Origin of the sequence: Salegentibacter sp. (assembly GCF_041642575.1) — a bacterium.
In the GTDB taxonomy this organism is placed as follows: Bacteria; Bacteroidota; Bacteroidia; order Flavobacteriales; family Flavobacteriaceae; genus Salegentibacter.
Genome location: NZ_JBEPWD010000003.1, coordinates 69,412 through 90,137 on the forward strand (window position 1 = coordinate 69,412; position 20,726 = coordinate 90,137).

Genomic DNA, 20,726 nt, shown 5'->3' on the forward strand with positions numbered 1-20,726 from the left:
AAACTTATTGGTTTAGTTTCTTACCAAAGCGTGGTGAAAATCTGGAAAACATCACCAGTTTTTTCTTAGTATTTATGAAATAGACCCCTGTTAACAGAACTACCGCTGCGACGACAGATTGCATGGTGATTTGTTCATTTAAAAAATACCAGCCAAGGAAAAGAGCTATAATGGGATTAACATAAGTTGAGGTAGCAACTTTTTCAGGAGAAACCACTTTCAGTAAATAATTAAAGGCGGTAAAGGCCACTATGCTTCCAAAGATAATGAGGAGCAACATCGAATATCTGGTTGGATCACTCCAGGTTGTTGGCCAGCTCCAGGTCTCTCCGAAGGCCAGGCTTCCCAGAAGCAGGATGATCCCGCCGGTGAACATCTGGTAGCCTGTATTTACAAAATGATTGGTGGGTAAATTCGCCTTACCTACAAAAAGGCTTCCATAAGACCAGCTAAGCAAGCAAAGGAAGATCATCCCAATTCCCAACCAGGAATTTTCCTGATTGGTGACTTGGTTTTGGCTTACCAGGAGATAAATTCCGATTATGCCGAGAACCACCCCTACCATAGACATAGGCAGGATCTTTTTTCCCTGGAAGATGCGCATCATAATAAGTACCACCAGCGGCTGTGCCGAAATCTCCAGGGCGGCAAAACCACTGTCTACATATTTCAAGGCCCAAACCACAACCCCGTTTCCGAAGGCGAGAAATAAGAATCCCGCAATTATGGTATTTACGAGTTGCTTTCTGGATATAGTCAAGCTTATCTTGAGGATTTTGCAAATAAGAAAAATAAGCAATCCGGCAGAAATAAACCTAATAGACGCCAGCATAAAGGGGGGTAGTTCGGTTACAGCAATCTTGTTTAGAAGATAAGTAGATCCCCAAATGAAGTAAATGGAAAAGAACGCCAGAATAAGAAGAAGGGGATTGGATGAATTGCTCATTTGAAATTGCTAGTAAACTGCAATATTATGAATAAACCTCTTGAAATTAAGCAATAAAAAAACCGCTTTTAGAAAAAAGCGGTTGATATAAGTTTTTGCCTAAGACTTTATAGCGTTCCGTTTGGTTCAACCCATTTGAATTTATGTTGATCCTGTGGTATGGCCATTCTTTCAGCAACCCTGGTCATTCTATCTGGTAATTTCATCAGGTAATCACGCGCTTTTTGAGCTTCGTCGGTAAGGCCCCGCATTTTATCGATTTCCCAGTAATTATTAAGGGTTTTCAGGATGCTTATATAATCTTCTGTGGTGTAAACTCCCAGTCTTTGTGCAGCATTTGAGAAGTTCTCAAATGCTGAGGCAATGTCCTCCCCACTTTCTCGTATAAACTGTGCAGGCATTACGATCTTTTTCTTCATCATGTCGTGGAAAGCCAGCATCATTTCACTTGGATCATGCTCAAAAATAGTTTTCACAAATTCGCGGTATGCCATGTAATGCCTCATCTCGTCTCCGGCAATGATATTACACATTTTAGCCAACATTTTATTTCCTTTTTTCTTAGCAAGCTGCCCAACACGTTTATGTGAAATATTGGTTGCCAGCTCCTGGAAACTGGTGTAAACAAAATTGCGGTATGGATCGCGATCAGTCCCAATATCGAAACCGTCGTTGATAAGATATTGAGTGGTTTTTTCAATTTCCTTCATATTCACCCTTCCGGAGAGATAAAGGTATTTGTTCAGGGTATCTCCGTGGCGGTTTTCTTCTCCGGTCCAGTGGCGTACCCATTTGGCCCAGCTGTTTGATTCACCGCTGGATTTTCCGTGTTGTTTAACACCTTCCATATCCATTAACCAGGATTCGTAGGTTGGCAAAGCTTCTTCGGTTACCATATCGGCCACTAAAACTACCCAGAAATCATAGCCTAATTCCTTGGCTTCTTCCCGGATCTGGTCAATTTCGTCTGCATAATTCTCTTTCTGCAAATTTGGCAACAGGTCAGTAGGTTGCCAAATATCCTCTACAGGAATAAGGTACTCATCAATAAAACCATCAACTTTCTTTTCAATGGTTTGCATTACTTCTAATCTAAGGTTACTAAGGGCCATTTTTAAATAATTTTCACAAACATCATAACAATGTTGTTGGTTATAATTCTATCAACAAATATTGTGCTGCACTTTATGATTGATCAATAGCCAACAAATAAAAGCTAAAATCCTTGAATTACAAATATATAATTCAAAGATGTGGATTTGTTATAAAGAAGTCTTAATTTCTGCCATTTTCCTCGGGGTATAGCTCGAAAACAGGATCGCTTTGCCATATCTCCTTGGAATTTACTTCAATTGCAGAAATCGGTCCGGTAAAGGCGGCACCGGTATCAATATTCCAAACGTTTGCTTTATGTACGGGAGTAGTTTCTCCAATTCTGGTAACTGGAGTGTGCCCTATATATATTTCTTCGAAAAGTTGAAGTCTTTTTGGGTAAAATTTATCGTTGGGTTTCATCTTTTCATCCAGGGAAAGCACCGTTTCCCATAAAGTGCGATCCCAATAGAAGCCTGTATCATGATATTCGGCCTTAGGGCCGTGCTGATTGGTGAAACCGGCGTGTACAAATAATCTATTTTCTTTATCGATATAATAATTGAGCATTTGCTCGTAGAAATCTATGTGCTCCTTTTTTTCTTGTTCCGAAAAATTTCTGTAGGCATCAATGCTCGATTGGCCGCCGTGCTGAAGCCATTGTTCTTTTAATTCCCCGGTTTTAAGCCAGCGATAAGTTAGATCGTCATGATTGCCACGAATAAAAATGCAGGTATTTTGTTGGGCGAGTTTAATGAGATAAGAAACCACTTTAGCCGAATCACTCCAGCCATCTACATAATCTCCTAAAAAAATAAGTTCGTCATCGGGGGTTATATCAATGCGTTGTAACAACTGAACCAGGCCTTTTAAACCTCCATGAATATCTCCTATGGCAATACTTCTGCCCATATTAGTTGTATTTTACTTTTCTAAGAATTCTTATAGTTTCCTTATAATTATTGTAAGCCTCCAGGCTGTATTTTTTTAGATGCAATCTTGCCTCCTCAAGTTTGTCGATTGCATTTTCAAAATTATTAAAATAACAGAGAAGATATGTTGAAGGAAGGTTAATTAGGTCCTTTTCTTCTTGTTCATTTAAAGGCCTTTCTTTTTTCAGCTTTTCCAGAAGACTATTATTGCTGTTATAAATATGATATAGAACCTTCTTATCGAATTCCGGCGGATTAAAAAGCAATTTGCTTTCAATCTCGTAGCTCATGTTATCCTTGAAATTAATGATCACTTCTTCCAGAGGATAGTATTTGAAACTATCGTGTAATCCCAGATGAACAAATTCCAGTATTTTAAACTGATCCTGGGTCGTTGTTATACTCACCTCATCCAATTCAGAATAAAAAAGTTTTACCTGCTCATTGATGAGTTCTATGTCAACCCGGGAATAATATGTGCCTTCCTTTCCTTTTTTTTCTTTTCCCGCCCAGCACACTACAAAATACTCTTTAAAAACCTTATAAGTAGCCATGAAATCCTGTCGTTTGTTCAGGAAATCAAATACTCCGTCTAAAGTGAGTTCGATATTGTTATGAGAATGATTTTCTATGGAAGCCACTATCCCTGAATTTTCATCGGTGATCTCAATTCCGAAATTTTTCGGCATGCTAATACTCCCTTCCCTTTGGAAAACCGAGCCGCCGTAATACTTCCAGATGTTTTTTCTCAAAGAGCATATTTTCCCGTGATTGGGTCTTATGGTTACCAGGCCAACAACCAGTTGCGATGGGAGGTGGGGAAATGGAATATTTTCATAGGAGATCAAGGGCGCATTATTAAGATATGCATTTACCAGGTTCTGAATTTTACTGTCGTCAAAGAAATCAATGCCTACGATGGAATTGTCAGCGTCTTTTACCCCAATCACGATATAGGAATTGTTTTCAGGGTTTGAATTCGCCAGAGCGCAAACGTGTTTCAGGAATTTTGCCTTTCCTTCCCTTTCCCCAATATTGAGTCTTAGCTTTTTATCGTAAAAGCTGTTTTCGTCACTGTGGGCGAGAAGGTTTTTTATTAAAAGGCGTTTATTGATCATAAATTTGTCATTTCCGCGAAGACAGAATTCTTTCTTTTATTTCCTGTTAATCTTTATTAACCGTAGTACTATTTGCCTGAGCCGTGGGCATTACCGTGAGATCGGCAATATTTACGTGGAAGGGACGGCTTATCATAAAATTGATGATCTCGGCAATATCTTTAGCTTCCAAAGCTTTATAGCCCTGATAAACTTTTTTGGCTTTTTCAGTATCTCCCTTAAATCGCACTTCACTGAATTCGGTTTGGGTAAGGCCGGGGTTTACAGCCCCTACTTTAATTTTATATTTATTCAGGTCTATCCGCATTCCCTGGTTCAGTGCATCTACGGCATGTTTACTGGCACAATATACATTTCCATTAGGGTAAACCTCTTTTCCCGCCGTTGATCCAATATTGATAATATGGCCTTTTTTTCTCTCTATCATTCCTGAAATCACTGCCTTGCTTACATACAAAAGCCCTTTTACATTTATATCGAGCATTGCATCCCAATCATCGGTGTTGCCGTTTTCGATTGGGTCCAGGCCATGGGCATTTCCGGCATTATTAATAAGGATATCTATCTTTTGGAATTCTTCAGGAAGTTGGTCAATCTTTTCAAAGACGTCTTCCTTGTTTCTCACATCAAAACGGAGGACATGAACAGGAACCAATTTCTGGAGTTCGTCCTGCAGTTCAGCTAATCGGTCTTTTCGTCTTCCGCAAATGATTAATTGAATCTTTTCTTTTGCGAGAAGTCTGGCGGTGGCAAGGCCTATTCCACTGGTTGCTCCGGTTATAAGGGCAGTTTTCATTGGAGTTGGTTTAGTTTTAGAGTATAAAAATTTGAATAAACTTAGTGCATGTCTTTTTTAAGACAAGGTTAAACCCTGTTAAATTTCGTTAATAATACATTATGAACAAAATGAAAAATCTTCTCATGCGTTATCGAAGCAACAAACAATAAAAAAATCTACTTATGAAAAGATCTTTTAAAAAATGGAGCTTGAAGCCCGCAATTTTTTTAGCGGTTTTAGGACTGGGCCTTACCAGTTGTAGCGACGATGATAACGATGATGTCGTTGGCGAAGAAAATGCCAGAGTAACCGTGAGATTGACTGATGCTCCCGGCGATTATGAAGAGGTGCTGGTTGATGTCCAGGATGTCATGGTGCAAGTTGAAGCAGAAGAAGGGGTTACTGACGAGGAAGGTTGGTTAAGCCTTGATGGTGTTGAAGCAAACCAGTATAACCTTCTTGAATTAACTGGTGGGATCACCCAGGAATTGGCCGATTCTGAAATCCCTGCCGGCTTTGTTAGTCAGATTAGACTGGTACTTGGTCCAGACAACTTCGTTACGATTGACGGAGATAAAACTCCCTTAGCAACTCCAAGTGCAGAACAATCGGGATTGAAATTAAATCTGAATAAGGAACTGGAAGCCGGAGAACACTATGAATTTCTTCTTGACTTTGATGTTGAAGAATCTATAGTTGCAACCGGAGCCGGAGGGTATATTCTAAAACCTGTAATAAGACTTTCAACTTATGAAGATGCCGGCGAGGTCGTAGGTGAAGTGCATCCTACCGAACACAGTGCTTTGGTAAAAGCGACCAGTGGAAGCCACACTATTTCTGCTTATACCGCAGATAACGGGGCCTTCGTACTTCACGCTTTACCTGCAGGAACTTATAAAGTAACTGTCACTCCTGATGAAGCCAGTGGATATCCTACTAAAACCATTAGTGATGTTGAGGTTGAAGCTGATGGCACCACAGATCTTGAAACAATATTCCTTGATGGAAGCGATGAATAGAAAAACACTTTCTCTTTATTGATTTAACTGAAAGAGCGGCCAAAATGGTCGCTCTTTTTTTAACCATCTGTTAACAGCCAAAATCCTAAAGATTTTACAATTTGCGCGCGTATTTAGAAGTATGTATATTCACTCCCGTTAAAAAAATTAAGAATGATAGAAAATGAAGCTTCGGTAGATATTGCTAGCTTGAACGAGAAAATTGAGAGGGAGAGTGCTTTTGTAGACATCCTTACCACCGAAATGAACAAGGTGATTGTAGGGCAAAAGCATATGGTGGAACGCTTGCTTATCGGACTTTTAGGCCAGGGACATATTTTACTGGAAGGAGTTCCCGGACTTGCGAAAACATTGGCCATTAATACACTGTCCCAGGCTGTTCACGGTAATTTCAGCCGTATTCAGTTTACTCCGGATTTGTTACCTGCAGATGTTATAGGTACCATGATCTACAATATGAAGCTGAATGATTTCAGCATAAAAAAAGGCCCTATTTTTGCCAATTTTGTGCTTGCTGATGAGATCAACAGGGCCCCTGCCAAAGTGCAGTCGGCACTGTTGGAAGCAATGCAGGAAAAACAGGTGACTATTGGAGATGAAACCTTTATTCTGGATAAACCATTTCTCGTAATGGCGACTCAAAACCCGGTAGAACAGGAAGGGACTTATCCATTGCCTGAAGCTCAGGTAGACCGTTTTATGCTTAAAACGGTTATTAAATACCCTCAAATGGCCGAGGAGCAACTAATTATAAGATCAAATCTTAAAGGAGCTTTTCCAAAGGTGAATCCGGTTGTTAGTCTGGAGCAAATCTTAAGGGCTCAGCAAGCTGTTCGGGAAGTTTATATGGATGAGAAAATAGAAAAATATATCCTCGATATTGTTTTTGCTACACGTACACCTGAAAAATATAAACTGGAAGAGATTAAGCCGCTTATAAATTTCGGGGCGTCTCCCAGGGGAAGTATAAATCTGGCGATGGCCGCAAAATGTTATGCTTTTATCAAAAGGCGTGGATATGTAATCCCTGAAGATGTGAGGGCGGTAGTGTATGATGTACTTCGCCACCGAATTGGGATTACCTATGAGGCCGAGGCTGAGAATATCACTTCAGAAGATATTATCAATAAAATCGTGAATGAAATAGAAGTGCCTTAGACCTCCATTCCCGTTTGGGACTTTTTCTGAAACACTTAATTACGAACTTTCAAATTTCTGCTTTCCTTGAAGCGGGCTCGGGAAAGGGCTAAAATGGATACCAAAGAACTACTAAAAAAAGTACGAAAAATAGAGATAAAAACCCGCCGGTTGAGTGACCACGTGTTTGGTGGGGAATATCACTCGGCTTTTAAAGGTAGGGGGATGACTTTTAGCGAGGTAAGGCAATACCAGTTTGGTGATGATGTGCGAAGCATAGACTGGAATGTTACCGCCCGCTATAACGAACCTTTCGTAAAGGTTTTTGAAGAAGAGCGGGAACTCACCTTAATGCTAATGGTAGATGTGTCGGGCTCTGAAATGTTCGGGACACAATCCCAGTTCAAAAAAGAAGTGATTACCGAAATTGCAGCAACTCTTGCCTTTTCTGCAACCCAGAACAACGATAAGATTGGTTTGATGCTTTTCACCGATAAGATCGAGCTTTATATTCCGCCTAAAAAAGGGCGTTCTCACGTGTTGAGGATCATCAGAGAACTTATTGAATTTAAACCGGAAGGGAAGAAAACCGATATAACCGGAGCTTTAAAATACCTTTCCAATGTTCTGAAGAAAAAAGCTATTGTTTTCCTGCTGTCAGATTTCATCGCCGATGAATATCAGCATACTTTAAAGATCGCCGCTAATAAACACGACCTTACCGGGATTCGGGTTTATGATCGTAGGGAAGAAGAAATCCCAGATCTGGGCATCGTACAAATGCAGGACGAGGAAACCGGGGAATACCTTACCGTGAATACAGGCTCAAAATCGGTTAGAATCAATTATGCTGAATTCTATCGTCAACGAAAGAATTATTTCACAGAGAGTTTCAGGTTAAGTGGAGCAGGGACAATAGACACCAGGGTAGATGAAAGTTACGTGACCAAATTACTGGGCTACTTTAAACGCAGGGGATAGAAAAATGATGAAATTGACTGAAAGGAAATATATAAAGGAAAAAAGTAGCAGGCCCTTATCGGGGGTTGTTCTTTTTTTATTAATGGCCATTCCCTTATTCTCCTTTGCTCAACAAACCCAGGTTAATGCTGAAATTGATACTTCAGAAATAAAAATTGGAGAACAAATCCTTTACAGCATTCAGGTGGAAACAGATTCTTCAAACCTGGTTGTTTTTCCAGAAGGAGACAGTTTTTCTCCACTGGAAATCGTTGAAAGCTTTAAAGCCGATACCACCAGGCTGGAAGATCGTTTCAGACTGATCAAAGAATACAGCCTCACCCAATTCGATTCGGGGAGTTATGTTATCCCGCAGCAAAAAGTATTGATCAACGATAGGGAATTCCTTACCGATTCCATGCTTGTTGAGGTGGCCGATGTTGCAGTAGATACCACCCGCCAGAAGATGTACCCGATAAAACCTTCAGTAGAAGTCCCGGGAAGTTTCAAAATACCTTCCTGGATCTGGTGGCTTTTGGTAATTCTGGTTTTGGCCGGACTTGTTTTTTATCTCTACCGAAGAAAACAGAAAAAAGAGGCAGAAAAAGAGCTTCCGCCTTATGAGCAGGTGATTCTGGAATTGCAACAACTTGATAATTCCAGTCTGTTAGAACAAAGAGAAGTAAAAGAATATTATTCCCAGCTTACATTTTCTGCTAGAAAATACCTGGACCGTGAGGTCTATGATCGTGCTTTGGAAAGCACTACTTCAGAATTGATTGCCTACCTGGAACTGAATAAAAACGCAGGGAAACTTAAACTTGACGAAAAGACCATCAGGGATTTAAAAGTCATTCTAAGTCGTGCCGACCTGGCAAAATTCGCGAATTCAAGACCAGATGTAATAACCGCAAAAGCCGATAGATCACGAGTAGGAGACATCATTGAAGAAGTGAAGACATCCAAACCGGAGCCTTCAGAAGAAGAAATCAGGAAAGATGAAGCTTACCGCGAGGCTCGTGAAAGGAAGAAAAAACAAAGAAGAGTAGTGATTGCTGCCGTACTGACTTCACTTTTACTTATTGGTGCAATTGGAGCATTTATCATTTCCAAAGGTTTTGATGAGGTTAGAGACAGCCTACTTGGTCACCCAACAAAAGAATTGCTGGAGGGGGAATGGATTCGCAGTGAATATGGAGATCCGTCGGTAATGATAACTACGCCCGAAGTTTTAGTTCGAAAAGAACTGGAGCTTCCCGAGGAGACCAGACAAATGATGCTGGGCAGTGAAACCTTTGTATATGGTAGCCCGGTAAGTAATTTCTACACTGCGCTCACTACGGTTAAATTCAGTGGAGAAACAGATTTTGATCTGGAAAGATCGGTAGACGGTATCTATACAATGCTCGAACAACAGGGCGCCCGGAATATTATAATGAAGGAAGAGGAATTCAGTACCTTAAGTGGGGTTGAGGGAATAAGGATCTTCGGAACTCTGGAAATTGAAGATCCGGTAACGGGAAGAGCCGTTACAAATGCTTATGAAATCCTGAATTTCGTTGAGAATAGTGGTTTCGAGCAAATTATGGTGATCCATAACGAAGGTGATACCTATGCTGAAGAAATTTCGAAGCGTATTATCGATTCGGTTGAATTTAATAAAGATAGCAACTAATGTTTAATAATGTCACTTTCGAAAATCCGGAGTTTTTCTGGCTGCTATTGCTGCTGCTGCCGGCCATTGCCTGGTATTTTTGGAAGCGTCACCGCCAAAACGCTGAATTAAAGATCTCCAGTTTGGGAGGATTTAAGGCTAAAAGCTCTGTATTGGCGAAATTAAGACCGATACTACTGGTATTAAGGCTTCTTGCTCTGGCACTAATTATTGTCGCAATGGCACGCCCCCGAACGGTAGATGTTTCAACCAGATCCAGTAGCACCCAGGGAATAGATATTATAATTGCTGTAGATGTCTCGGCGAGTATGCTTGCCCGGGATCTTCAGCCAAACAGGCTGGAAGCGACCAAGGAGGTTGCGATAGAATTCGTAAAAGGAAGACCTGCTGATAGATTAGGGCTGGTATTGTATGCAGGAGAAAGCTATACCAAAACTCCGGTTACCAGCGACAAAGGCATCGTGATGCGGGCCCTGGAAGAAATTGAATACAACGATATTTTGGAGAACGGTACTGCCATTGGTTCAGGACTGGCGACTTCGGTAAACCGCTTAAAAGACAGCGAAGCAAAAAGTAAAGTGATAATCTTGTTAACCGATGGAGTTAATAATTCCGGTTTTATAGATCCAAAAGTGGCCAGTGAACTCGCAGTAGAATATGGGATAAAAACTTACACCATTGGCGTGGGAAGCAATGGTACCGCCTTATCGCCAATTGGCATTCTACCAAATGGCAGATTCCAATACGGAAATGTACAGGTAGAGATCGATGAAGAATTGCTCGAACAAATAGCAGCCGATACCGGCGGAAAATATTTCCGGGCTACCAATAATGAAAAGCTGGAAGAGATCTACCAGGAGATAGATAGCCTGGAAAAAACTGAGATAGAAGAATTCAGGTATTATAATTATGATGAAAAATTCCGGCCTTTTATATTGCTGGCAGGAGCTTTGCTATTGTTTGAAATATTGCTGAGGTATACGCTTTTCAGGAGTTTTATTTAATGAATATGTTATTAGAAGAGAAAATATATTTTTGGTTATTGCTGGCGGTGCCGGTGGTTTTGCTCGTTTTCCTTGCTTACAGGATCTGGCAGCAGCGCACCCGCCGAAAGTTCGCCAATCCTGCCATGTTTTCTCAGCTTAGCCCAAACCGCTCGGTTTTTAAACCCTGGCTAAAAATGTTGCTTATTCTTTTTGCTTTGGGAAGCCTGGTAATAGCGCTGGTTAATCCGAAGTTAGGTTCTCAAATGGAAACCGTTAAGCGGGAAGGGGTGGATATTGTTTTCGCGATAGATGTCTCTAAAAGTATGGAGGCTGAAGATATCGCACCCAACCGACTTGATAAATCGAAACAACTGGTTCGACAGATCCTGGATAATTTGGGAAGTGACCGGGTGGGCCTTATCGCTTATGCAGGAAGTGCTTTTCCGCAGTTACCGATTACCACAGACTATGCTTCGGCAAAAATGTTTCTGCAGGCTTTAAATTCAGATATGATCTCTTCCCAGGGAACTGCGATAAGCGAGGCGATTAACCTGGCTACTACTTTTTATGATGAAGAAGGGCAAACCAACAGGGTTCTATTCATTCTCAGTGATGGGGAAGATCATGAAGGAAATACCGAGGAAATTGCTGAAGAGGCTGCCAAGGCGGGAATAAGGGTTTTTACCATTGGAGTCGGTACAGAAGAAGGTGGCCGAATTCCAATTAAGCGCAATAATGTAATTCAGAATTACAAAAAAGATGCTCAGGGAGAAACGGTTATCACCAAACTGAATCCTGAGACCTTAAGAAATATAGCTTCGGCTACTAATGGCAAATATATAGACGGCAGGGTAACCTCAGAAGTGACTCAGCAGGTAATGGACGCCCTTCAGGATATTGAGAAAACTGAGTTCGAAGCCCGGCAATTTGCTGAATATAAATCTCAGTTTCAATGGTTTTTAGGTTTGGCCGTAATTTTGCTTTTGTTGGATATCTTCCTATTAGAGAGAAAAACTGCATGGTTGAAAAAGCTCAATTTATTTAATGAGAGTAAGAAAAAGAAGGAGAAATAGTATGAGCTACCATAAAAACATTATAAAACCTGTTTTGCTGTTGCTGATCCTGTTTTTCGGCCTTGAGGCAGTGGCTCAGGAAACTGACAGGAAAGCCGAACGCGAGGCTGAAATGTATATGCAGGAAGCTGAAGATGCTCTTTCAGAAAATGATTTTGCATCGGCAGAGGCTGCTTATCGAAAAGCTATTGCCAAAGACCCGGACAATCCTACTGCAAAATATAATTTAGGGAATCTCTATTATAACAAAGAAAAACCTGCTGAAGCAGGGAAAAGGCATAATCAGGCAGGAGAGACGGCTGCATCCAAAGAAGTTAAACATAAAGCTTATCATAACCTGGGAAATTCCTTTATGCGCCAGGAAAATTATGAAGAAGCTGTAGAAGCTTATAAAGATGCGCTTAGAAATAATCCTACAGATGAGGAAACCCGATATAACCTGGCTTTAGCCAAGAAAATGCTGGAACAACAACAGCAGGAACAGGATGACCAGGATGACGGTGGTGGTGATAGCGAAGATGAAGACCAGGAAGAAGATCAGGAGCAGCAGGAGGATCAGGAAGACCAGGGCGGTGAAGGCGATAATGAGCAGGACTCTGATGATGAAGGGGAAGAGGAAGAGAAGGAAGATGAAGGAGAAGAGCAGGAGGATGAAAGTGATGGTGAAGGAGATCAGGAACAGGAACAAGATGAGGATGGCGACCAACAAGAACAGCCCCAACCCCAACCCCAGCAGGGGCAATTGTCTCCCGAGCAGATAAAAAGCTTACTGGAAGCGATGAATAATGAAGAGCGAAAAGTTCAGGATAAGATCAATGCTGAAAAGGCAAAAGGTGCCAAAGTGAAAACCGATAAAGATTGGTAAAATTTTTGCAGGAGAGAAAGCCGAATACGGAGGATTCTTAACGAGAATATGAAATTAAAATATCTATTAATAAGTTTATTATTTTTCATGGCCGCAGGCGTGCAGGCTCAGGTGAAGTTCGAAGCTAAGGTTAGCAAGAACAAGCTTGGGGTGAATGAGCGTTTGAGGGTTGATTTTGAAATGAATAAAGACGGCGATAACTTCAGGCCGCCTTCTTTTGAAGGATTCACCGTGGTTGGGGGTCCAAATCAATCGGTGAGTCAGAGTTTTGTAAATGGCAAACGTTCTTATTCCAAGACCTATTCCTTCTTTCTCCAGCCCAATTCAAGAGGAAATAAAACTATTGATCAGGCTGAGATCATCATAGACGAAACCACTTATAAAACCTCGCCAATAGATATTGAAGTTACCGCAGCAGTAGATGAACCTACTGATGGCGATAACGCCGAAATTGTAGCCGCTGATAACCTTCATCTGGTCGCTGAAGTTTCAAAAGGTGACCCGTACCTTAATGAAGCCATCACTGTTGTATATAAATTGTATGTGAGTCCCAGCATTAGCGTTAGTGACTGGCGAGAGGTAGACAATCCTAATTTTACGGATTTCTGGAGTCAGAATATCGATATAAGGGAATTAAGGGTGGAAAACGGTGAATACAGAGGCGAACCTTACCGTTTTGTGGAATTACGTAAAAGTATTCTTTATCCGCAGAAGACCGGAGAAGTGGAGATTGAACCCTTAACGCTTTCCATCTCGGTGGACGTTCCGGGAGAGCGCAGAGATCTTTTTGGGCGCAGGTTGTATAAAACAGTAAATAAAACTGTGAGTTCTGGTACAAGGACGCTAAATGTAAAACCGCTACCTGAGGAAGGTAAACCCATTGATTTCACCGGGGCAGTTGGGAAATTTAGTTTTGATGTCAAAACCAACAAAACAGAACTGGATGCCTCAGAATCCCTGCAGGCCACTGTTGAGGTTAAAGGAAATGGGAACCTGAATCTCTTTGAGCTTCCGTCTCTTGAGGTGCCTTCTTCTCTTGAAGTGTATGACCCTGAGCGCAGTGAAAATGTAAATGTTAGCCTTAGAGGTAAGGAAGGGACCATTTCAGATAATTATACTATAATTCCTACTCAGAAAGGGAAATACCCGCTTAATTCCATAAGTTTTTCTTATTTCGATCCCCAAACCGAATCTTATCAAAGGCTTACGTCAGAAGAGATAATGATTGATGTAAAACGCGGTCCTTCTTCTCCAGCAGTAGCAGGTTCACAAAGAAGTGGGGGCGGCACAAGTCTGCCTTCGGATCAATTCAGATACATAAAATTAAATCCGCAGTTGAAAGCGATTGGGGAAGCTTCCTTCTTTAACACTCCTGTTTTCTGGGGCAGTCTGGTTTTGCCTATTCTGGCCGTTCCTTTATTTATTCTCTTCGGAAGAAAAAGACAAGCGATGGCAGGAGATGAAAAAGGACTTCGCATTAAAAAAGCTGACAGACTGGCAAGGAAATATCTTTCAGAAGCTAAGAAAAAACTGGGTGATCAAAAAGAATTTTATGAAGCACTTGAGCGGGCTATGCATAATTATCTAAAAGCAAAACTTCATATACAGACCTCTGAGATGAGCAAGGAGAAGATTAGCGAAATCTTACACGAGAAGGGTATAAACGATGAAGATATAACCGCCTTTACAGATATTCTGAAAAGTTGCGAATTTGCACGTTATACTCCGGCGTCTCAGGTTAGTATGGAACAGGATTATGCGAAAGCTGTAAAAGTGATCTCAACCCTGGATAAACAGCTGTAATATGAAAAAATTAATATATCTCATATTCTTGGTTTCCTGGGTAATGCCTGCTCAGAACGAAGCTCTTTTCGAAAAAGCCAATGCTCAATACGGAGAAGGTAATTATGAGGAAGCCATTTCTCTTTACGAGGAAATTATTGATAACGGAGAAGCTTCCGTATCGGTTTATTATAATCTGGGAAACTCACATTATAAGCTTAACAATGTTGGGCCAAGTATTTACTATTATGAGAAAGCACTGCAGCTTGATCCAAAGGATGATGATACCCAGAACAATATAAGCTTTGCCCGGAATATGACCGTGGATGCGATTCCGGAGACAGCAACAACTGGCTTCTCAAAACAGATAAATGATTTGATTTCCCTTTTCTCTTATAATACCTGGGGAATTTTAGCAATTTTGTTTTCAGTGCTATTTGCGGTCTTTTTTCTCATTTATTACTTCCATTCGCGACCGCTCACTAAGCGAATTTTCTTTGGCGCCGCTGTTTTCATGATCTTTATGGCAGCTGTTTCGGTATTCTTTGGTTTTAAACAGCAGGAAATTCAGTTAAATAATCAGTTTGCCATTATTTATGTGGAAGAAGCTGAGGTGAAAAATGAGCCCAGCCAAAGAGCTGAGAATGCCTTTTCACTTCATGAAGGCACTAAGGCAAAGATACTTGAAGATTATCAGGGCTGGGTAAAACTCGAACTGCCGAATGGCACTCAGGGTTGGACCCGTAATGAGAATGTGCACAAACTATAGAGAAATTTGATATTGCCTTAATAATAAAGTATCGTTAAGGCGTTTTTACTTTAGGTGAAAAATTCTATTTTTGCCCGAAGTGAGAAAATTAGCTTACATACTTGCCTTTTTATTCGTGACCTTTTTGGCTACACCAACCGTCGTTATCCTAATAGATAAATCGGCGGATGTCTCTATGGCTTTTAGTGTAAACGAAGAGGAGAGTTCAAAAACCCAGATAAATTTTGAGTATCATCTGGAAGATTCTCATTCTAATTACGATAGTATTCACTTTCTTCAGGAACAAAAAAATCCCGGGCATTATTACGCGGAAGCGTATCCTGTAATATGTCTTGATGTAATTTCCCCACCTCCTAAACAGGTTTAATCTTTTCACATTTTAAGGATTTTTTGCTTATCCGTGTTTTTAGTTAGCCACGCGGGGGCATAATATTTTGTGTTTCTTAGAATCACATAAATCCTTTTGTTTTCATTTTTAAATTTCAAATAAGATTGAAGGAGCGTTTTAAACTCCTTTATAAACCTGTATATATGTTTAAACATTTTAATAAAGATTTTCCTGCCAGTATAGTTGTATTTTTTGTTGCCCTGCCTTTATGTTTGGGTATTGCCCTGGCAAGTGGTGCGCCACTTTTTTCCGGTTTGATCGCCGGTATGGTTGGTGGAATTGTTGTAGGCTCTCTTTCCGGAGCTCAGCTTGGAGTTAGTGGACCGGCAGCTGGTCTGGCTGTAATTGTACTTAGTGCTATTGAAAGCCTTGGGGCATTCGAAAGTTTTCTACTTGCCGTAGTTATTGCCGGAGTTTTACAAATTATTCTTGGTGTCTTAAAAGCGGGAATCATCGGCTACTACTTTCCTTCCTCGGTAATTAAAGGAATGCTTACCGGAATTGGAATCACCATTGCCATTTCTCAAATCCCTAATGTATTTGGATTTAATAGTGAGAACCTTGAAAGCTTCAATTATGGAGATGGAATTTTTGGTGCATTTAGCCAGTTTGCTGAGATGATCTCACCTGGTGCAGTTATTTTAACTCTTCTGGCTTTAACTATTTTACTCTCCTGGGAGAAAATACTTGTTCACAAGCATAAGATCTTTAAACTGGTTCCTGGATCTCTTGTAGCTGTGGCTATTGGAGTACTGTACTATGCGTTTGTTCCTGCGGGTTCATTTGGCATAAGTGAAACTCAGTTGGTGACCGTGCCGGTGCCTGATGATGTATCATCCTTTTTTGCGCAATTCACCCTACCTGACTTCACCCAAATTGGTAATTCTGAAATCTGGGTCGTTGCCATTACCCTTGCTATTGTAGCAAGTTTGGAAACCCTGTTAAGTGTAGAGGCTATTGATAAGATTGATCCAGAAAAAAGAACGACTCCTACAAACAGAGAGCTTTTTGCACAGGGATCTGGAAATATAGTTTCCGGTTTAATTGGAGGGTTGCCAATTACTCAGGTAATTGTAAGGAGTTCTGCAAATACTCAATCGGGAGGTAAAACAAAACTTTCAACCATTATTCACGGTTTTTTAATCCTTGGATCTATTATCGCCATACCTACTTTGCTTAACATGATCCCGCTGGCAGTATTAGCTGCGGTGTTACTTATTGTTGGATATAAATTGGCAAAACCTGCCTTGTTTAAACAAATGTTCGCCTTGGGGAAATCACAGTTTATTCCCTTTATTGTAACAGTTGCAGGAGTTGTATTTACTGACCTACTAATGGGAATCGGACTTGGATTACTAGTAGGAATTTCTGTTATACTGATTAACAGTTACAAGAATTCTCATTTCCTTCACAAAGAAGGTTATGATATCCCTGATGGTCATTATCAGATTACTTTAGCCGAAGAAGTTACCTTCCTGAATAAAGGTGCTATTATCCGTGAACTTAACGCACTTCCTGAAAATGCAACGGTAAGACTTGATGTTTCCAAAACGCGGGTTTTAGATTATGATATCCTGGAGATTCTCGATGAATTTGCAATCAAGGCGAAAAGGAAAAATATTACAATTCAACTAATCTCAGACAGAGGTACAGTTGAAAATCCTGAGAGTTATAGAAAATTCTTTGGTCTGGATTTACCGGTTTAAATCAAAAAGCTTAAATTAAATGATAATCTATTACGGCGATTGGAACTCTCGTGAGATAATTAGTAGATTATTTTAAAACATAGATTTTAATTAAATAAAAATAATTAATTATGACAAAAGACGAAGTATTAAATAGGTTAAAGGAAGGTAATAAACGTTTCACTGCCGATAAGAAAGAGAGCAAGTTACAAGATAAATCCCGAAGAGAGGAATTAACAAAAGGACAGTCGCCATACGCTATTGTTTTAAGTTGTGCCGATAGCCGGGTTGTACCTGAATTAGCTTTCGATAGTGGTTTAGGAGAATTATTTACTGTTCGGGTAGCTGGAAATGTTGCAAATAGTTCTTCTATTGCAAGTATTGAATATGCAGTAGCCCATTTGGGTACCGAAATTATCTTAGTAATGGGTCACGAGAGCTGTGGCGCAGTTAATGCCGCAATGGGAGGTGGTGATAACGGGTATAACCTAAATCATCTTCTTTCTCATATTGCACCGGCTATCGCGGCCTCAGGAAAGGACGCACCTGTAGCTGATGTGGTGAAGAAAAACGCAGAACTTACTGCTGAAGAACTCAAAACCCGTTCAACCATTATAAGGGAAGCTGCGGAAAGTGGAAAGGTTAAAATCGTACCGGCATATTATAATCTGGATTCTGGTAAGGTAGATTTTTTATAGAGGTATAAATATCTGACCAGTTCGAGAGTTATAAATTGAATATGTAGATTATTTAGGTTAGTTAATAATCTATATTAAGGAACCCGGTTAATTCCGGGTTTCTGCTTTTTCAGTAAATTCATCGATATCTTCAATGATATTGCGTTCGCGCGCCTCCCTGAGAATAGATGGAAGGAAAATAGGTGCGATACTTTCAACAGGCTCGTAGAGAACTGAATTTTCTAAACTTTCTTCAGAAACGATATCTATTTCCTCATTAGTAGCTTTAAAGAACATTATTATTACACTGGTAATAAATGCAACTTTAATAAGACCAAAGGCACCTCCAAGGAATTTATTAACCAGACCTAAAGCTGCAAAAGCTGCAATTTTGGTGAGAATCCTGCCAGCAAGCGAAATAAGAAATACAATTAGAACAAAAGTAATAGCGAAAGCTATGAGGTTTACATATTGGGTATCCCAGCCCATATTGTCTGAAAAGAAGTCGGCGAGAAGATGGGAGAAATGAATTGCTCCGTAGATCCCTGCAACAATTCCTACCAGCGAGGCCACTTCAGCTAACAAGCCTCTAAAGAATCCTCTTACCAATCCGTAGAGCAGGATTAGGGCAAGTACAATATCAATTGTATTCATTCTCCAAATATAGTAATTTCAATAAGTAAGATATTATCTTTGCGTTATGGCAAGAGACGAACAGTTAAAAGAACGCTGGGAAGGTTTACAACAAAAGCTTTCAGCGCAGTTTGCAGATGGGGAATTAATGGAGCTTGACGCTATTATTTACGTGATAGGGGTACAGGAATTAGGACAGGTACACCGCAAGTTCAAAAAAGACCATAAAATTGATCTTATGCATATTGCCATTTGCAGGCTATTGGAACCTTATGGTTATTACGAATTTGATTTTTATGATGAAGAAGGCTGGCCCCATTATAAAACCCTGGAGCAATTACCTGTACTTAAAGCAGGGGAACAAAGCGTGCTTATGAAAGAAGCAATTGTTCAATATTTTATTCAGAATGGTTATATAGATTAAATCCCTGCTGAAATATTCATTTTTACTAAATTTGCCCTTCTGAAAAAGAAAAGCATCCATGATTGATAGAATAAAGGAACACATTGCTGAAGTTGAAGCTTTTAATGCTGAAACTGCCGAACAGATCGAAGCTTTCCGTATAAAGTACCTAGGAAAAAAAGGAATCTTAAATGAATTTTTCGCCGAATTCAAATCGGTGCCTAATGAGCAGAAGAAGGATTTCGGTCAGGCGGTAAACGCTTTGAAGCAAGCTGCGGAAGCGAAAGTGACTTCCCTGAAAGAAATTTTGGAAAGCAAGCAGGAAGAAAAAGGTGTCTATGGAGATCTTTCCCGCCCAGCTGAACCCATTGAAATTGGTGCGCGTCACCCGATATCTATCGTAAAAAACCAGATTATCGAGATATTTTCAAATATTGGTTTTAATGTTTCTGAAGGACCCGAGATCGAAGACGACTGGCATAACTTTACTGCCTTGAATTTACCGGAATATCATCCGGCCCGTGATATGCAGGATACTTTCTTTATTCAAACAGATCCAGATATTTTATTGCGTACCCACACCTCTTCAGTGCAGGTGAGGTATATGGAAGAGAATAAACCGCCAATCAGAACGATTTCTCCCGGGCGGGTTTTCAGAAATGAAGCCATCTCGGCACGTTCACACTGTATTTTCCATCAGGTAGAAGGACTTTACATTGATAAGGACGTAAGCTTTGCTGACCTTAAACAAACTTTACTGTATTTCACCAAGCAGCTTTTCGGAAAATCCAAAATTAGACTTAGACCTTCTTATTTTCCTTTTACCGAACCAAGTGCCGAAGTTGATATCTACTGGGGCCTTGAAACCGAAACCGATTACCGAATCACTAAGGGTACCGGCTGGTTGGAGATCATGGGCTGCGGGATGGTAGATCCAAACGTGCTTAGAAATTGTAATATCGATCCTACCGAATATTCAGGTTTTGCTTTCGGAATGGGAATAGAAAGAATTGCGATGCTACTGTACCAAATTGGCGACATCAGGATGTTCTATGAGAACGATGTGCGTTTCCTGGAGCAGTTTAAGTCCTCGATTTAAATAAGAGGAAGGCCATTCTTCAGGGAGACAATTAATTTTCCTATTTTTAATAACTAAAATTAGACTTATGAAAACAGCTGGTTTAGTCATCCTTGGAATAATTGCCCTTGCCGTTATTATTATTTTGGTAGTAGTAGAAATTATAGAATTTGCGATAGGTGCCATTTTATTGGGAGTTGCCGCATTAATTTTATGGGGACTTTATAATTGGGCTAAAAATAAGATTAAAGATTAGTGAAAAAAGACATTGATATTCCTGAGGTTAAAGGCGTCTATCTTGCCGCCGTTAAACAATTCAATAAAGATTTTCGGGCTGAAGAATGGAATGCCTATCTCATAAACGACCGGGATGATGCTCTGGAGATGGTGCTTATCGTTAGCCGCGGTTATTCAGATAAGGACCAGACTTCGGTGATGCGCCATAAAATAGAAAAATTGCCTTCAAAATCTTTTGCCAAGGTCGAATTCCTTCAGGAAGAGGTTTTGGCTTTGAATAATGAATTTCAGGTCACTTTTTTTGCTGAAAATAAGATGTTCGAAAAGAAATTTATCTTCAGGAAAAATACCATCAATGAAAAAGCCCTGCGTGAACTTCCTCTAATTCCTGAAAAAGGGATCTTGTTGAAATAACTTTTCAGAATAAAAACAGCACCTAATTCAGCTTTTCTGCGAGCTTTTTAAATACTTTCTTCGGGTTTTTTCCTTCGTA

General features: G+C 40.2%; 22 protein-coding genes. 16 read left to right on the plus strand and 6 right to left on the minus strand.

Annotated elements, in window-relative coordinates; translation table 11 throughout:
• Positions 1 to 4: 4 nt before the first annotated feature.
• The 5 genes from ACESK1_RS01635 to ACESK1_RS01655 form a co-directional block, all read right to left on the minus strand.
• Positions 5 to 946, minus strand: coding sequence for an EamA family transporter (locus tag ACESK1_RS01635; protein WP_372917251.1), 942 nt, complete (start codon positions 944 to 946; stop codon positions 5 to 7).
• Positions 947 to 1,053: 107 nt separating this feature from the next.
• A complete protein-coding gene (locus ACESK1_RS01640) occupies positions 1,054 to 2,058 on the minus strand; it encodes an acyl-ACP desaturase (RefSeq protein WP_372917253.1) in 1,005 nt (334 codons plus the stop codon).
• A gap of 163 nt (positions 2,059 to 2,221) precedes the next feature.
• Entirely contained in the window at positions 2,222 to 2,950 is a 729-nt protein-coding gene (locus ACESK1_RS01645) for a metallophosphoesterase family protein (protein ID WP_372917255.1), read from the minus strand.
• Position 2,951: 1 nt separating this feature from the next.
• Positions 2,952 to 4,088, minus strand: coding sequence for an ATP-binding protein (locus ACESK1_RS01650; RefSeq protein WP_372917257.1), 1,137 nt, complete (start codon positions 4,086 to 4,088; stop codon positions 2,952 to 2,954).
• Positions 4,089 to 4,134: 46 nt separating this feature from the next.
• Entirely contained in the window at positions 4,135 to 4,884 is a 750-nt protein-coding gene (locus ACESK1_RS01655) for an SDR family NAD(P)-dependent oxidoreductase (RefSeq protein WP_372917259.1), read from the minus strand.
• Between the two features lie 164 nt (positions 4,885 to 5,048).
• On the opposite strand from ACESK1_RS01655, the gene ACESK1_RS01660 reads away from it, so the two are divergent.
• The 12 genes from ACESK1_RS01660 to ACESK1_RS01715 all read left to right on the plus strand — a co-directional run bounded on the left by ACESK1_RS01660 (position 5,049) and on the right by ACESK1_RS01715 (position 17,903).
• On the plus strand, positions 5,049 to 5,885 hold the full coding sequence (locus tag ACESK1_RS01660) for a DUF4382 domain-containing protein (protein ID WP_372917261.1): 837 nt from the start codon (positions 5,049 to 5,051) through the stop codon (positions 5,883 to 5,885).
• Positions 5,886 to 6,038: 153 nt separating this feature from the next.
• The gene (locus ACESK1_RS01665; RefSeq protein ID WP_372917263.1) at positions 6,039 to 7,043 is read left to right on the plus strand and encodes an AAA family ATPase; all 1,005 of its coding nucleotides are present in this window, start codon (positions 6,039 to 6,041) and stop codon (positions 7,041 to 7,043) included.
• 93 nt (positions 7,044 to 7,136) lie between these two features.
• Entirely contained in the window at positions 7,137 to 8,003 is an 867-nt protein-coding gene (locus ACESK1_RS01670) for a DUF58 domain-containing protein (protein WP_372917265.1), read from the plus strand.
• A gap of 4 nt (positions 8,004 to 8,007) precedes the next feature.
• A complete protein-coding gene (locus ACESK1_RS01675; RefSeq protein ID WP_372917267.1) occupies positions 8,008 to 9,657 on the plus strand; it encodes a DUF4381 domain-containing protein in 1,650 nt (549 codons plus the stop codon).
• On the plus strand, positions 9,657 to 10,661 hold the full coding sequence (locus tag ACESK1_RS01680; protein WP_372917269.1) for a VWA domain-containing protein: 1,005 nt from the start codon (positions 9,657 to 9,659) through the stop codon (positions 10,659 to 10,661). The genes ACESK1_RS01675 and ACESK1_RS01680 overlap by 1 nt, the downstream gene beginning before the upstream one ends.
• A 5-nt stretch (positions 10,662 to 10,666) precedes the next feature.
• Positions 10,667 to 11,716: a VWA domain-containing protein gene (locus ACESK1_RS01685; protein WP_372917321.1), complete on the plus strand. Its 1,050-nt coding sequence runs from the start codon at positions 10,667 to 10,669 to the stop codon at positions 11,714 to 11,716.
• Entirely contained in the window at positions 11,688 to 12,581 is an 894-nt protein-coding gene (locus ACESK1_RS01690; RefSeq protein ID WP_372917271.1) for a tetratricopeptide repeat protein, read from the plus strand. The genes ACESK1_RS01685 and ACESK1_RS01690 overlap by 29 nt, the downstream gene beginning before the upstream one ends.
• Before the next feature lie 48 nt (positions 12,582 to 12,629).
• On the plus strand, positions 12,630 to 14,384 hold the full coding sequence (locus tag ACESK1_RS01695; RefSeq protein ID WP_372917273.1) for a BatD family protein: 1,755 nt from the start codon (positions 12,630 to 12,632) through the stop codon (positions 14,382 to 14,384).
• A 1-nt stretch (position 14,385) separates the two neighbouring features.
• Positions 14,386 to 15,132, plus strand: coding sequence for a tetratricopeptide repeat protein (locus tag ACESK1_RS01700; protein ID WP_372917275.1), 747 nt, complete (start codon positions 14,386 to 14,388; stop codon positions 15,130 to 15,132).
• Between the two features lie 79 nt (positions 15,133 to 15,211).
• Complete coding sequence (locus ACESK1_RS01705) at positions 15,212 to 15,499, plus strand: hypothetical protein (RefSeq protein WP_372917277.1); 288 nt, start codon at positions 15,212 to 15,214, stop codon at positions 15,497 to 15,499.
• Positions 15,500 to 15,663: 164 nt separating this feature from the next.
• Positions 15,664 to 17,226 carry a SulP family inorganic anion transporter gene (locus ACESK1_RS01710; protein WP_372917279.1) on the plus strand — a complete coding sequence of 521 codons (1,563 nt, stop codon included), beginning with the start codon at positions 15,664 to 15,666 and terminating at the stop codon, positions 17,224 to 17,226.
• A 110-nt stretch (positions 17,227 to 17,336) separates the two neighbouring features.
• Positions 17,337 to 17,903 carry a carbonic anhydrase gene (locus tag ACESK1_RS01715; RefSeq protein ID WP_372917281.1) on the plus strand — a complete coding sequence of 189 codons (567 nt, stop codon included), beginning with the start codon at positions 17,337 to 17,339 and terminating at the stop codon, positions 17,901 to 17,903.
• Between the two features lie 87 nt (positions 17,904 to 17,990).
• Here the strand turns inward: ACESK1_RS01715 and ACESK1_RS01720 are convergent, their stop codons facing one another.
• A complete protein-coding gene (locus tag ACESK1_RS01720; protein ID WP_372917283.1) occupies positions 17,991 to 18,536 on the minus strand; it encodes a CvpA family protein in 546 nt (181 codons plus the stop codon).
• Between the two features lie 46 nt (positions 18,537 to 18,582).
• Between ACESK1_RS01720 and ACESK1_RS01725 the strand changes: the two genes are divergently transcribed.
• The 4 genes from ACESK1_RS01725 (at position 18,583) to ACESK1_RS01740 (ending at position 20,647) form a co-directional block, all read left to right on the plus strand.
• On the plus strand, positions 18,583 to 18,939 hold the full coding sequence (locus ACESK1_RS01725; RefSeq protein ID WP_372917285.1) for a hypothetical protein: 357 nt from the start codon (positions 18,583 to 18,585) through the stop codon (positions 18,937 to 18,939).
• 58 nt (positions 18,940 to 18,997) lie between these two features.
• On the plus strand, positions 18,998 to 20,017 hold the full coding sequence (gene pheS, locus ACESK1_RS01730) for a phenylalanine--tRNA ligase subunit alpha (RefSeq protein ID WP_372917287.1): 1,020 nt from the start codon (positions 18,998 to 19,000) through the stop codon (positions 20,015 to 20,017).
• A gap of 67 nt (positions 20,018 to 20,084) precedes the next feature.
• Positions 20,085 to 20,252 carry a hypothetical protein gene (locus tag ACESK1_RS01735; RefSeq protein ID WP_372917289.1) on the plus strand — a complete coding sequence of 56 codons (168 nt, stop codon included), beginning with the start codon at positions 20,085 to 20,087 and terminating at the stop codon, positions 20,250 to 20,252.
• Entirely contained in the window at positions 20,252 to 20,647 is a 396-nt protein-coding gene (locus ACESK1_RS01740; protein ID WP_372917291.1) for a hypothetical protein, read from the plus strand. Before ACESK1_RS01735 ends, ACESK1_RS01740 begins: the two co-directional genes overlap by 1 nt.
• Positions 20,648 to 20,726 lie beyond the last annotated feature (79 nt).